Source organism: Desulfobacter vibrioformis DSM 8776, from assembly GCF_000745975.1.
Taxonomy (GTDB): domain Bacteria; phylum Desulfobacterota; class Desulfobacteria; order Desulfobacterales; family Desulfobacteraceae; genus Desulfobacter; species Desulfobacter vibrioformis.
The window spans coordinates 90,050-103,512 of the sequence record NZ_JQKJ01000011.1 but is presented as its reverse complement, the minus strand read 5'-3'; the positions used below and the strand labels follow the sequence as shown (position 1 = coordinate 103,512).

The window sequence follows — 13,463 nt, the reverse complement described above, 5'->3', positions numbered from 1 at the left end:
AGAACCGATTTATTTGACTTTTTTATGTATCACAAAGCAGCTTTTCCTTCAAGACAACGCCAAATCCAATGCATGTTTTTACCAATTTCGGACCAAAGACGCCCGGCAGTGTCCGGCTATTTGTAGACAACTTGAACATTTTTTAAATACGTTTCAAGTCTGATGAATTCTTGTTGAATGCCCTGTGTATCCGCTTTCTCAGCCGCTTTTTCCATGGCTGCTCCGATGTCTGAAATCTCATCAAACCCATATCCGGCCCCATATCCTTTCATGCTGTGGCCAATGATACGAATGGTCTCATACTCTTTTCTAATAAGTGCCTCACTGATGGTCTGGATCTCTTTTTGCCTGTTCTCGAGAAAGCCGGGGATCAGGTCGCTGATATCGGGATCTGCGTATACAATATTTTTTTTTGATTCCAATTTACCTTCCTTGTTTTTCAAATGAAGAATCCGGCAACGCGCCGGTTTTTTCAGTTTTTTTAGAAACTACTTCAGCCGGTCTTGTATTTGATTTTGAATAGTTTCCAAGAGTATTTGTTTTTTGACGGGTTTGCTCAAATAGGCGCTGCACCCCGCGTCAAGGCTTTTCTTTTTATGCTCTGCCATGGCATGGGCTGTCAAAGCTATAATCGGGGTCCTTTTTTTCCCATGTTCCTTTTCCCAGGCCCTTATGTTTGCAGTGGCAGTATACCCATCCATCACAGGCATTTCCATATCCATCAACAAGAGGTCATAATTTTGGGATATATATTTTTCTACGGCAATCCAGCCGTTTTCGGCAATGTCTATATCGTAAGGCATCTGTTTAAGAAACGCCTGGATCAGCATGCGGTTCTCCGGTGAATCTTCGACCAGCAAAATCCTGACGGCCGGCATATCCTTAATATCCAGCACATCATTTGCCGCTTCATCGGCTTTTTTGGGGGGCTGGTCTGCTGTGACCAAAGGTATTGTAAAGTAAAAGGTCGTCTTTTCACCAAGTGTGCTTTCAACCCATATGCGGCCACCCATTAAGGTGACAAGCATTTTTGAGATGGTCAATCCAAGGCCGGTCCCCCCGTATTTACGTGTGACCGTTGCATCTGTCTGAACAAATCGGTCAAAAATCATCTCCAGTTTATCAGGAGGGATTCCGATCCCCGTGTCAGCCACTGAAAAAAGAAGGCTTGATTTCTCTGTATCTTCGCTGCCCGGCGTTAGTACAGTTACATCTAAGCGGATGCTACCCGTGTTCGTGAATTTGACCGCATTACCGACCAAGTTGAACAAAATCTGCTCAATGCGGGAAGGATCGCCCATAAGTCTTTTTGGAATTTCAAAATTTTTATGAATCTCAAATCCCAGGGATTTTTCTTTAATCCTGTGGGCAAAAACATCCTGAATATGCGTAAGGATCACGTCAAGATCAAAGTCGATATGTTCAATCTCCAGATAACCGGCTTCAACCTTGGACATATCCAGAATATCGTTGATAAGCCTTAAAAGCGTTTCTCCGGCCGATTTAAAGACCTTCACATACTTGGTTTGTTTAGCATCCAGAACCGTTTCACCTAAAAGGTCAGCCATCCCGATAATCGCATTCATGGGTGTTCGGATCTCGTGGCTTATGCTGGCTACAAATTGGCTTTTAGCCTTATTGGCAGACTCGGCGTTGGCCTTGGATATAAGTAACGACCGCTGGGCCATTCGCCGCGCGACTACAATGTCTGCCACCATCCAACTAACACAAAGCAGAATAAAAGACAGTATCAAAAACAGGAACAGGATGTTTTTTTTTAGCCGATCCATTGATTTTTGAAACACCGGTATGGAAATAACGTCCACCAACTTCCACGAGGGGACGTTTTTATGGCTTACCTGAGTAGGTAACTGGAAATAAAACGTATCAAAAGCAAATAAGCCTTGGGCGGTTTGAAAGAAGCCCTTTTCATTATTCCGAATTTGCTGCCACGCTTCGGCATAACGTTGATTAAAGCTATTGGTTTTATTTTGAGGAAGCATAAATCCCCACAATCCACCTGGATCGGGCCCCATTAGGCTATCACCTTGCTTGTTAAGCATATATAAACTTCCTAAATTGCCTTGGGATGCTTGTTTTAAATGAGTAAAGAGCTCATTGGCCAGATAGTTAAGTATTAAAACCCCTTTTTTTGTTTTATGGGCGTCAAGCAACGGCGTTCCTATGCGCAACACGGGTTTAAAAGGGAACTCAATCTCTTCGTGTTCAATATTCAAATCCAAGGGAGATACATAAATCTGGCCGGGTGCCAGACACAATGAATCGGTTATATAATACCGGTTGGATTTTTGCTGTAACTGGGATCGTGTGACTTCCTGGGGCCGACCGTTATTGTAGTCCACCCTGATCAACTCCTGCCCCTCAGTCGATAGGATGCGAATCTGATCATAGCGGCCTTTGACATCTGCCATATCTAAAAAATACCGGATCAAAGCCGAACGCTGGGGGCCTAAAGGATTAAGAAGAAAATCAGGTATCCGGCTATCTCTATAAAGCAAAATCAGATCTGTAGCTACATCTTTCAAGGTGCTGTCGGCAATCTTCCGATGAAGATTAACAGTCGTCTTAAGATCCTGTGACATTATCCCGAACTGTATATGAGATTCATAACGATAAAATCCGTACAGGGAAGTACCCAATCCCCCTATAAAGACCAGGGAAATGAGGATAAAAACAATTGCCACCTCTTGACATCTATTTTTTAATTTATCTGCTCGTTTTGCCATCTCGATCCAATCGGGCAAGTGAGAATTCCACCCGAAGAGCGGGGGGCCCCAGGTCCCATCTGAAAGAGGCGTTTACGTCAGGCACGCCTCGTCGGGGCTAATCAAATTATTCTAACGGCCTTTGTTCGTTTTTTTTGATGCCAGATATAAGCTCGCACAGCCGATTTATCTCATCGTACGTGGAATGCTCTTGATTCGGAAAATTTGATTCTCTATGATTTTCATGGCCTGTTTGTCAGACTTACGCCTTTTTTACTCGACTATCAAGTTTTTTTTTGTAACAACTTGATGTTATATTTTATGCGAACCATAGTTTATATAATGAATAAAAATCTGAAAAAAAATTTAATGGTCCGGATAAGAAAAGCCATTGCCGGACTGGTGGTTGCCGTGGTGGCAGCCACCTTTCTCCAGGTCCTCGCTTTCAGGTTTTTCAATCCGCCTTTCACGGTCAATATGGTATATGAAAAGGCCATTGCTGCCCGCAAAAAGATGCCGTTCAAACCCAGGTCCTATGAATGGAAAGACCTTGGGCAGATCTCGCCGTATCTCCGGCAGGCAGTGCTGGCCTCCGAAGACCAGCGTTTCATGTGCCACCATGGATTTGATTTCAGGGAAATAAAAAATGCCCTTGGGGACATCATAACCTGCAAAGGATTTCGGGGGGCTTCCACCATCACCATGCAGACGGCCCGCTCCCTGTTTCTTCCCTCGAGCCGAACATTGGTCAGAAAACTTGCCGAAGCCTGGTACACGGTCATGATTGAACTGCTCTGGAATAAAAAAAGAATTCTGGAGATGTATCTTAACACCGTGGACTGGGGAAGGGCCAATGTGGGGGCCCAGGCTGCGGCCAGGGCCTATTTTTCCTGCGATACCAAAGAGTTAACGGCTGAACAGGCCGCTCTCCTGGCCGCCATTTTGCCAAGCCCCCATAAATGGTCTGCGGTCACCCCCGGCCCCCATGTCCGGCAGCGCCAACGCCGCATCTTAAAACAAATGAAAAACATGCCGGTGCTGAAAGAATAACTGGGTGCCCCGATTATTTACTGTTGGACGCCTACCAGTTCTACGTCAAATATCAGGGTGGACTTAGGGGGGATCACACCAGGATACCCCTTCTCCCCATATGCCAGGGAATAAGGAATCAGAAGTTGCCGGGCTTCGCCTTTTTTCATGCCTTCAATCCCGATATCCCAGCCTTTGATCACTTGCCCCTTGCCAAGGACGAATTCAATGGGTTTGCCCCGGTCCCTGGAGGAATCAAATTTTTTGCCGTTGGTGAACCGCCCTGTATAATGCACCTGCACCGTGGCACCGGAGGTAACGGCAGGGCCGGTTCCTTCTTTTACCGTTACATACATCAGACCGGATTCGGTTTCCACGGCATCGGGATATTTTTCATGCATCTGTTCTTTAAACGCTTCCATATCTTTTGCATGCCTGTTTGTAATCATGGCATCAAATCCAGCCTGGTCTGTTCTGAAAGCCTTGGCCTCATCCCCTATTGCCAGGATCTCAACAGTCTTAATTTTATCCCCTTTTTGAATGGCATTGACCACCGCCATGCCCCTGACGACCTTACCGAACACGGTGTGTTTGCCGTCCAGCCAGGGGGTGGCTTTGTGGGTAATGAAAAACTGGCTGCCATTGGTGCCTGGGCCGGCATTGGCCATGGACAAAATACCGGGGCTATCATGTTTTAATTCAGGGCTGAATTCGTCCTGGAACTGGTATCCCGGCCCGCCCCGGCCCGTGCCTTCGGGATCCCCGCCCTGGATCATGAAATCCGGGATCACCCGGTGAAATGTCAGTCCATTGTAAAATTTTTCGCCCTTTTTAACATCCGTATCCATTTTGCCTAAAGCAAGCCCGGCAAAATTGGTAACAGTCAACGGGGCCTGTTTGTAATAAAGCCGGAGAAGAATAGTCCCTTTATCCGTATTCATTTTTGCATACAGACCGTCTGCAAGATCAGCCTCGCCTTGGGCCATGGCACCGGGAGGGATCATGGTCAAAGAAAAAAGAATCCCCCAGACCAGGACAAATCTGAATATTTTAGCACAGATTTGAGTGCACAGGCAGAAAAAGGAGCCATGGTTTAGCCGGGCCGTGTCAGTATTATATTTCATTTGGTGTATCCTGAATTTTACTTTTTATGTTGCCGGTTAACTGGACCCGTTGAGATTTACGGTCCGGATTCCCGGTACCCTTTGAATTCAATTTGGGATCGGATATTAACATGTTTCTTCCAAAACACAAATGCCTTTAAAATGGACGCGGTCTGACCAGCCAAAATTCACGCCGAAATGTTGCAAAATTCAATCCGGCATTCAAATATGAAACACAGGGCAATCTATCTGAATTTATAGCAAATTATAATTTAACCATGGGGTTTGTTGCAGAATGCAACTTTTCATAAAAACAATACCAAACGACTGGAAACGAAATTATTTCATTTAAATTAAAGCACTTATGTTGATCTATATTTTCGGTACAATAGTTGCTTTAGTTTTTATTAATCTTTATTAGTCTTTATTTAACAAGGAGGCAGGCATGAGTGTCATCACATTTTTTGGAAGAGCGTACACAGGCAAAGCGCAACTGGCGCAAAAGGCGGCAGACATACTGGGATGTAAAGTATTATACGACCAGGACATCATTGATACGGCAGCCCAAATGTACAATTTGAAAAAAAGCAGCATTGAAAACAGTATTTTTAAAGATCCGCCTTTTGCAGACCGGTATACCCCGGCTAAAGCCAGGTGTATTGCAGCGGTAAAATCTGTTCTGGCTGATAAAATCAAACAGGGTCCTGTTGTTGTCAGTGGATTTCTGGGCAAATTGATACCTTCTGAACTGGGGCTTCACATTCTGGTCACAGCGCCAAAAAGTTTCAGAAACCGGAAGATACAGCGCGAAACTGACAATGACGCAGGTATTAACACAAAAACGAAGCTGGATAGCAGCGACGAAGCGTTTTTACGCTGGTCCCTTTACCTGCGTTCGGCTGAAAGCCGCAGACCAATGGATTGCGACGGCGTTGTTAATGTGACCACCACCGGACAAAGCGATCTGATTGAACTGATCTCCAATGCAGCATTAAATAAAAAAGAGGAGATGACGCCCCAGGAGTTTGCCCTGGCCGCTGATGTCTCACGCCTTATGGCGGAAAAGGGCCACCCCGTTTCCGTGGCCGCACGGCATGACCAGGTGAATCTTGTTGTCCACAAACCCGTACTGATGTTTTCCAGGTACGGGAAAAAACTGGCAAGCCTTGTCCAGTCCGTTAACGGGGTAAACAAGGTCAATACCCGGACCGGCAGGCTGTTTTACAAAACAGATATTCTTCCGGGGAGCAATTATTTCAAAACCCCGACCCTGGCACCTATTATAAAGCAGTATGAACAGCTTTACGCAAGGGTGACGGAACGCCGCCCGGCCTTTATGAATCGTGCAGCGGCAGATGCCCGCCTTGTTTCCGCCAGCCATGCCTGATAAACCTGATAAAAAAAGGCGGCATGTGAAACGCCGCCTTTTTTCCTATACCACCGCCGCATTTAGCCTACCTTGCCGGCCGTGGTTTTTTCTTTCACCCGGATCAGATTTAAAAAAATGCTGTTCACAGGTGTGGCAATTGCGTCCTCTTTGCCCATAACCTCAACAGCACCCGCAAAAATTTCCACTTCTGTTTTTCTTTTGGCCTCCATATCCTGGAGCATGGATGTTTTTCCGTCCGGGGATAAGGTATTGAGTATGTCCACCCACTGGTCAATGTCGGACGACTGAAGATTGACGCCCCTGTGCCGGGCCAGGGTCACCACCTCCTGCATCAGTGCAACCATCAGTGCCCGGGCTTCAGGCACTTTCTGGAAAATGCCGTAGGGCGCACCAAGCACGGCAGAAGCCTGGTTTACGCCAACGTTGACCATAAATTTCCACCACATGTTTCTGAGAATATCCGGTGAAATTTCGTTAGGAATGCCACCCAGATCCAAGGCGGTTTTTACCAGTTTCAACCGATCTGTGTGATCTGCATGGGGAAGAACCGGATCATTTCCGAATATAATTTTCCCTGGATTGGCAAAGGTAAAACGGTTATTTCCATGATGCACCGCATCAATGCCGACGGCAATGGCAGGAACGATTTTTTCCTGGCCGCAGGCATGACCGAGCAGTTTTTCACTTTCAAGCCCGTTCATCACGGAAAGGATCAGGGTGTCCGGCCCTGTGAGTGCATTGATATCGTTGAGCACCGGTTCTGTCAGATGGTGGTGTTTCAAGGCGACCAACACCAGATCAAAGGGGCAATTCACCCGGCCGGGATGTACCACGGGAATCGTGTAGTCCCTGCCGTTAACGTTGATGGTGGCACCTTCAAGGCGGGCAAAACGATCCCCCCGGGCTGCAAAGCAAACACGGATATCTGAGTTGTCTGTAAATAAACCGGCATATGCTGCGCCCATGGCTCCAGCCCCGAAAATGGCGATTCTTTCTATGAATTTCAACATGTTTCATGACCTTTTTTAGGTTTATCAACTTAACAGCCAGCATTTATACCAGTTTACACCGGTTATCAAAAGCTGATTTTGCAGGGGCGCCAGGACATGAAAGGGTTCATTGGTACCATAAAAAACCGCAAGAATGATGAAGACAGCCCATTCAATATAAAGTATAAACCAGACGTTTTTTATTGTTTATCCCTTACAGGTCAATACCATGACGCCCATAGAAATAATCATTGCCGCGATCAACCATATCGAAGCCCATCTCGGAACGCCTTTGGCGCTTGAAAAGGTGGCCAGACGCCTGGGCTATTCCCGTTATTACCTTCATCATCTGTTTACCCAAACAGTGGGATTGCCGATGCATGTCTACATCCAGCGGCGGCGGCTGACAGAAGCGGCAAGACAGCTTGTGTATTCGGAACTGCCCATCCTGGAAATCGCCTTGCAATCCGGTTATGGGAGCCAGCAGGCATTTGCCATGATCTTTAAAGCCATGTACAAATTTCCTCCTGGCAGGTTCCGGAAAAACAGGACATTCTATCCGCTGCAGATGCGATTTGAAATCAAGGTGCCGGTCCATGACATGCATTCGCCCCCCAAACGCTCTGGGCATAGCCTTATTCGACCAGCCAGAAAGGAGGATACAACCGCCTGGATGCACCTGGTGCGGCTGGTGGTGGATGGCTTTCCCTGTTTAAACGAAGCCGAACACGCGGCCACACTGCAAAATTATATAGCCAGGCAGCACGCCTTTATCATGAAAGAAAAAGATCGCGCCATAGGGATCATGATGCTCTCTCCCGCGTCGGGAAACATTGATTTTCTGGGTATACATCCGTTTTATCGCCAGGGAGCAATCATGCAGGCACACCTTGCCAAAGCCATGAGTGTAATGACCACACATCCGGCAATCAGCACCACAACCTACCGCTGTGGAGACCGGGCAGATACGGGCCACCGCAGGACATTGACGGCTTTTGGTTTCACCGGAGGGGAGTACCTTGTGGAGTTCGGCTACCCGACTCAAAAAATGTTTTTGCCCACCAGTCATGTCTTCTGAAGCCATAGACACACAAACAGCGGGGAATGTTCTGGCAGAAGATTTCAATGCATACACGCTGCTGGGTTTTGCCGCTCCAACGATCTTTATGATGCTCTTTTTCGGCCTGTACACAATTGTGGACATCATTTTTGTTGCAAGGGGGGTGAACACGGATGCCCTGTCCGCCATCAATATTGTAACACCTGTAATAAACCTCATCGTTGGACTTTCCACCATGCTTGCCACAGGCGCAAGTGCGCTTATCGCACGCAAGATGGGAAACAACAAGCTCGCTGAAGCCCGCGGCAATTTCTCTCTGATTGTTGCCACCGCTGCAATGACAGGGATCGTTATAGCGATCAGCGGACTGCTTTTCCTCGATCCATTACTGGAAAAACTAGGCGCAAGCACCCAAATTCTGCCTTTTTGCCGGGATTATCTCGGCACACTCCTGTTTTTCACTCCGATGAACATGCTGCAGGTGATTTTTGCCTGCCTTTTTGTTACAGCAGGAAGACCTGGATTTGGCATGATGATTGGTGTGGCAGGGGGATTGGCAAACGCGCTTTTTGATTACCTGCTCATTATCGTTTTTCCCATGGGCATCACCGGTGCAGCACTGGCTACCGGTATTGGATACGCGATTCCAGCCATTGCCGGGCTTGTCTTTTTCTGCTGCAACCGCCGGGGCACCTTATTTTTCAGCAAACCCGGGCTTAATTTCAGCGTATTGGCAGAAAGTATCTGCAACGGCTCTTCCGAGATGGTCGGTCAGCTTGCAACTGCAGTGACCACTTTTTTATTCAATATTGCCATGATGCGGTTACTGGGAGAGGATGGTGTGGCAGCCATCACCATTATGATATATACGCAATTTCTGCTTTCCACATTTTTCATTGGCTTTTCCATGGGTGTCGCACCGGTAATCAGCTATAATTATGGCCGCAGAGACAAAGATAAACTCAAACAAATCATTGCGATCTGCCTGGGTGTGACAGGCGCTGCGTCGCTCGCCACAACCACCGTCACTCTGGTGTCCGGCGGCATGCTGGCAGGCATTTTTTCACCGCCAGGATCCACGGTATATACCATCGCCAGAGCCGGATTTCTGATTTTTCCGCTCGCCTTTCTGTTTATCGGCTTTAACATCTTTGGTTCAGCCATGTTTACCGCACTTTCAAATGGCAGAATTTCGGCAGCACTTTCTTTTTTCAGAAGCCTGCTGATTGCACTGTGTATTATCGCGCTGCCGCACTATCTGGGGGTAAATGGCATCTGGATGGCCGTGCCGCTTGCCGAGCTTGTCAGTTTTATTATGGCGCTGGGGTTGTTTACAAAAGCCGCTGGCTCATATCCCTAATATATAAGGCGATCCTGCGCAACGGAGATTTAAGGCGAAACTTACGGAGACCTGTCTTCCCATAGGAATTTATGCCCTAACTCGCTGATCCCTATCTTGACTGAAGCAGCAGAGCAGGATAAAATTTCACAATGACCGGCAAAGATATAAAAGATACCATAGGGGTAGTCAATCCCCATGATAAACTGATCCGGGAAATTTACAGTGACCGGGACAATGCCCACAGCTTTTTAGCCAACCATCTGCCGGGTAAGGTTCTGGATCTGGTGGAGATGTCCTCCCTGGAGATCAGTAAGGACAGTTTTATTGATCAAGATCTGGCTGACTGTTATTCCGACATACTTTACCGGGTCAAGCTCAGGGATGGAAGTGCCGGATTCATATACCTGCTGTTTGAACATAAAAGCTACAATGACAAGTATGTCCACCTTCAGCTGTTGGAATATGAGGATGAACTGTCTTTGGAGGAAATAAAAGAGATGGCTGAGCAGGCTATCTCCAAAGCAACGGGGGAATATATCATGACTCTGGCAGAAAAACTTCGGAAAGAAGGCGAAGAGAGGGGTAAATTGGAAGGCAAGTTGGAAGGCCTCAAAGAAACCATTGAGCTGGGAATAACCCTCAAGTTTCCGGAGGACATTGATACTGTGATGATCTCAGTGAACAAAATTGATGATTTGGAAATACTTGTCAAAATCAAAGAAACCATAAAAACAGCAAAAGACAATTCGGAGATTCTGGCCCTGCTGAAATAAAGTTCAAGGATACCCGGCAGGCTCATGCGGTTTTTAATTTCCGGCCCAGGTAGGAGATAAACGCCTCATAGGGCATGGGTCTTGCGACAAGGTAGCCCTGGATCATATCGCACTCTTCTGCAACAAGATAATCCATCTGGCTTCGGGTTTCCACCCCTTCAGCTATGGTTTTCAAAGACATGGCCCGGGCCATGGCAAGGGCGGCGCGGACAATGGCTTTGCTGGACTCATCCGTCTCAATGCCGCGGATAAGGGAGGCATCTATCTTCAGTGCGGTCAGGGGCAGATTTTTAATGGAGTTCAGCGAGGAATACCCGGTACCGAAATCATCCAGCTCAACCTGCAGTCCCATGGTGCGAAGTTCTTTCATAATGTTTCTGGCACGTTCCATATCCTGGACAAGACTGGTCTCGGTAAGTTCGAATTTCAATCGTAACGGTGTGGCACCGGTTTCATCAAACACCCGTTTAACGATTTTAATGAAGTTATCTTCGGCAAACTGCAAGGCACTGATATTCACGGCCAGGGCAAAATTTTCGGGAAGCTGGTATTTTTCCATATCCATGACCATGGTGCAGGCCTGTTTAAGAACCCATTCCCCCAAAGGCAGAATCAGGCCGGTACTTTCGGCCAGAGGGATGAACGCTTCCGGGCTGACAGGCGATTTATTCCAGGGCAGCCATCTGAGCAGGGCCTCTGCCCCGCACAGCATCCCGTTTTTCGAGACCTGGGGCTGAAGATACAGGCTGAATTCACCGTTATCCAGGCCGGTTTTCATATCCAGGGCCATGGCGCTTCTGGTGTCCACAATGGCCTGACGGGCCTTGGAATAAAAACAGATGCGGTTACGGCCCAGGTCCTTGGCCTCGTACATGGCCACATCAGCGTGTTTGAGCACCTCGCTTTCATCCCGGTTCCTGCCGTGGAAAAGGGCCACCCCCACAGAGGCACTGGTGTGGTGGACATGCTGGTCATCTCCCAGAATATAGGGCCGGTTCAGTTCCGCCCTGATTTTTTCTGCCACAGCCATGGCTCTTTCATGGCCTATTATTTCATCACGGCCCAGACACTCCAGAAGCACAACAAATTCATCCCCGCCAAGGCGGGCCACGGTATCTGTTTCCCGGACACAGGCACCAAGGCGTCTGCCCACCTCCACAAGCAGGGCATCCCCGGTATCGTGTCCCTTGGTATCATTCAGGCTTTTAAAATTATCCAGATCCAGCATGAGCACGGCACCATAATCTTTTTTCCTGACGGACAAGGCAACGGAATGGGCCAGCCTGTCCATGAGCATGCGACGGTTGGCAAGACCGGTCAGTGCGTCATAAAGGGCCAGTCGTCTAATCCGGTTTTCAGCCAGCCTTCGTTCGGTGATATCCCAGATATAGCCATACCATAAGGTACCACCGTCCATCATTTGCTCCGGCGTGGCATGGCCCTCCAGCCAGACTTCTCCTTTTTCCGGATGCCTGATCCTGAACTGGGACTTCCAGGTTCTTAAAGATATGGCCGAGGCATCAATGCTGTCCCTGACCTTTTGCAGATCTTCTTCATATACAAGATCTGAAAGTGCCCGGGCATCGTCCTGGAGCACGTCGGCACTGACCCCACAGGTCTGCTGCACCCCGCGGCTGACATAGGGCATGCACCCGGCTTTGTTCTTGTCACGCTTATACTGGAAAATAAATCCGGGGATATGCCGGGACAGCTTGTCCAGTCTGTTTGACAACTCCTTGCGCTCGGTGATGTCATGGATGGTCCCTGAAATTTTTACCACAACCCCATCCTTGCCCTTTGCAGAGGCAGCCTGCTGGTATACCAGGCGTTCAGATCCGTCCGGCCGGATTATCCGAAACTCCATATTCAATGCATCCGGATTCTGGGCAAGGGCATTAACCTGATTTTTGACGATGTTTTTATCATCGGGGTGGATAAATTTAAGTACATTTTTGGGATTCATTTCAACGGTGCCCATGGGCCTTCCCACAATTTCATAGACCTGGTCCGAGCAACTCAGCGCCCCGGTGGCCGCATCCATCTCCCAGTCCCCGACCAAGGCAAGTTTCTGGGCTTCCACCAGACGCTGTTGGGTGTCTGTCAGCTGGATCACAGAGGCCTGCAGGGAGTTAAGGGCCTGGCGCACCTGTTTTTCCAAAGGCCTGAAAATAAAAAAAGCCTCCAGAAGCAAAGCCGCCAGGGCGGTCAGCCAGACAATCCCTTCAAACCGTTCTATCTTGACAATGGCGGCTCTGCCTATGCGTTCATATTCGTCAACCGCTGCATCCAAAAGAGGGTCAAGCACATGGGGGCCGTAATTGACCAGGTATATATAGTCAATGGATCCAATGGACAAACTGTCCATATCTGTTTCATACACCTTTTGAGCCCGTTCCAGGAACCGTTGCAGGGCAGAGTCCAGCCCCATCCTAGGGTCTTTGTAAATGGTTTCCAGGGCTTCATTGGTCACTTTGGGAATCCGGGTTTCACTATCGCCTTCCTTTAAGGCCTTGTGGGCAGTCTGCATTTTATGAATGGTCAGACCCACCTGGCTCCGGGCCTGGTTGAACTCGGTTTCATCATCAGTGGCAACCATCAGGCTTGCAAAATACGCAATGCGGTTGGTCAGGCCGGCCTGGTGCCCGGCAAGATTGATCAGCTGGGAAAAATCACGCTGTTTTGAAATGAGATGCTGCATGGTAAAAAACGAGGTTGTCACAAGAAGGGCAATGGCACTTAAACCAAACACATAACGCAGCCGAAGATTTCCAACAATACTCAAAAGTAAGCCCTCCCACCATTTATTTTAACGATATTGAAGCATTCTAATGTATAAACACCCACATGGTTTCAATATCCGAAATAATAATTGGCATGGCATCAGGTTGTTATAAATTCTCATAAGCCAACAATTTTTATCATCCATTTGTTAGTATAGAATTAAAAAGCGGGACAAAATAAAACAAGGCGGCAGAATCCGGCCTTTGTAAACCGGTTTGCAGTTCACCCAAACTGCTTTGGGCCTGTCTTTTTTCGTTGAATCTTGAACTG

General features: G+C 47.8%; 10 protein-coding genes. 5 read left to right on the top strand and 5 right to left on the bottom strand.

Going from position 1 to position 13,463, the window contains the following annotated elements:
• Positions 1 to 116: 116 nt before the first annotated feature.
• Together Q366_RS08570 and Q366_RS20225 are read right to left on the bottom strand one after the other, a co-directional pair.
• Positions 117 to 422 carry an Hpt domain-containing protein gene (locus Q366_RS08570; RefSeq protein WP_035238197.1) on the bottom strand — a complete coding sequence of 102 codons (306 nt, stop codon included), beginning with the start codon at positions 420 to 422 and terminating at the stop codon, positions 117 to 119.
• A 66-nt stretch (positions 423 to 488) separates the two neighbouring features.
• Positions 489 to 2,603 (bottom strand): hybrid sensor histidine kinase/response regulator, encoded by a 2,115-nt coding sequence (locus tag Q366_RS20225; RefSeq protein ID WP_169742945.1) that lies wholly within the window; start codon positions 2,601 to 2,603, stop codon positions 489 to 491.
• A 465-nt stretch (positions 2,604 to 3,068) separates the two neighbouring features.
• Between Q366_RS20225 and mtgA the strand changes: the two genes are divergently transcribed.
• A complete protein-coding gene (gene mtgA, locus Q366_RS08560) occupies positions 3,069 to 3,776 on the top strand; it encodes a monofunctional biosynthetic peptidoglycan transglycosylase (RefSeq protein WP_245619912.1) in 708 nt (235 codons plus the stop codon).
• Between the two features lie 17 nt (positions 3,777 to 3,793).
• Here the strand turns inward: mtgA and Q366_RS22340 are convergent, their stop codons facing one another.
• Positions 3,794 to 4,879, bottom strand: a complete 1,086-nt coding sequence (locus Q366_RS22340) for a peptidylprolyl isomerase (protein WP_035238068.1) — start codon at positions 4,877 to 4,879, stop codon at positions 3,794 to 3,796.
• 424 nt (positions 4,880 to 5,303) lie between these two features.
• On the opposite strand from Q366_RS22340, the gene Q366_RS08550 reads away from it, so the two are divergent.
• Positions 5,304 to 6,245: a cytidylate kinase family protein gene (locus Q366_RS08550; protein WP_035238066.1), complete on the top strand. Its 942-nt coding sequence runs from the start codon at positions 5,304 to 5,306 to the stop codon at positions 6,243 to 6,245.
• A 62-nt stretch (positions 6,246 to 6,307) separates the two neighbouring features.
• On the opposite strand, the gene Q366_RS08545 is transcribed toward Q366_RS08550, so the two are convergent.
• Positions 6,308 to 7,258 carry a ketopantoate reductase family protein gene (locus tag Q366_RS08545; RefSeq protein WP_211251877.1) on the bottom strand — a complete coding sequence of 317 codons (951 nt, stop codon included), beginning with the start codon at positions 7,256 to 7,258 and terminating at the stop codon, positions 6,308 to 6,310.
• 208 nt (positions 7,259 to 7,466) lie between these two features.
• Here Q366_RS08545 and Q366_RS08540 point away from each other — a divergent pair, with 208 nt between their 5' ends.
• The 3 genes from Q366_RS08540 to Q366_RS08530 all read left to right on the top strand — a co-directional run bounded on the left by Q366_RS08540 (position 7,467) and on the right by Q366_RS08530 (position 10,412).
• Entirely contained in the window at positions 7,467 to 8,315 is an 849-nt protein-coding gene (locus Q366_RS08540) for a helix-turn-helix domain-containing protein (protein ID WP_035238064.1), read from the top strand.
• The gene (locus Q366_RS08535) at positions 8,305 to 9,657 is read left to right on the top strand and encodes an MATE family efflux transporter (protein ID WP_051957922.1); all 1,353 of its coding nucleotides are present in this window, start codon (positions 8,305 to 8,307) and stop codon (positions 9,655 to 9,657) included. The genes Q366_RS08540 and Q366_RS08535 overlap by 11 nt, the downstream gene beginning before the upstream one ends.
• 131 nt (positions 9,658 to 9,788) lie before the next feature.
• On the top strand, positions 9,789 to 10,412 hold the full coding sequence (locus Q366_RS08530) for an Rpn family recombination-promoting nuclease/putative transposase (RefSeq protein WP_035238062.1): 624 nt from the start codon (positions 9,789 to 9,791) through the stop codon (positions 10,410 to 10,412).
• 22 nt (positions 10,413 to 10,434) lie between these two features.
• Here the strand turns inward: Q366_RS08530 and Q366_RS20805 are convergent, their stop codons facing one another.
• Positions 10,435 to 13,194: an EAL domain-containing protein gene (locus tag Q366_RS20805; RefSeq protein WP_035238060.1), complete on the bottom strand. Its 2,760-nt coding sequence runs from the start codon at positions 13,192 to 13,194 to the stop codon at positions 10,435 to 10,437.
• Positions 13,195 to 13,463: the final 269 nt, after the last annotated feature.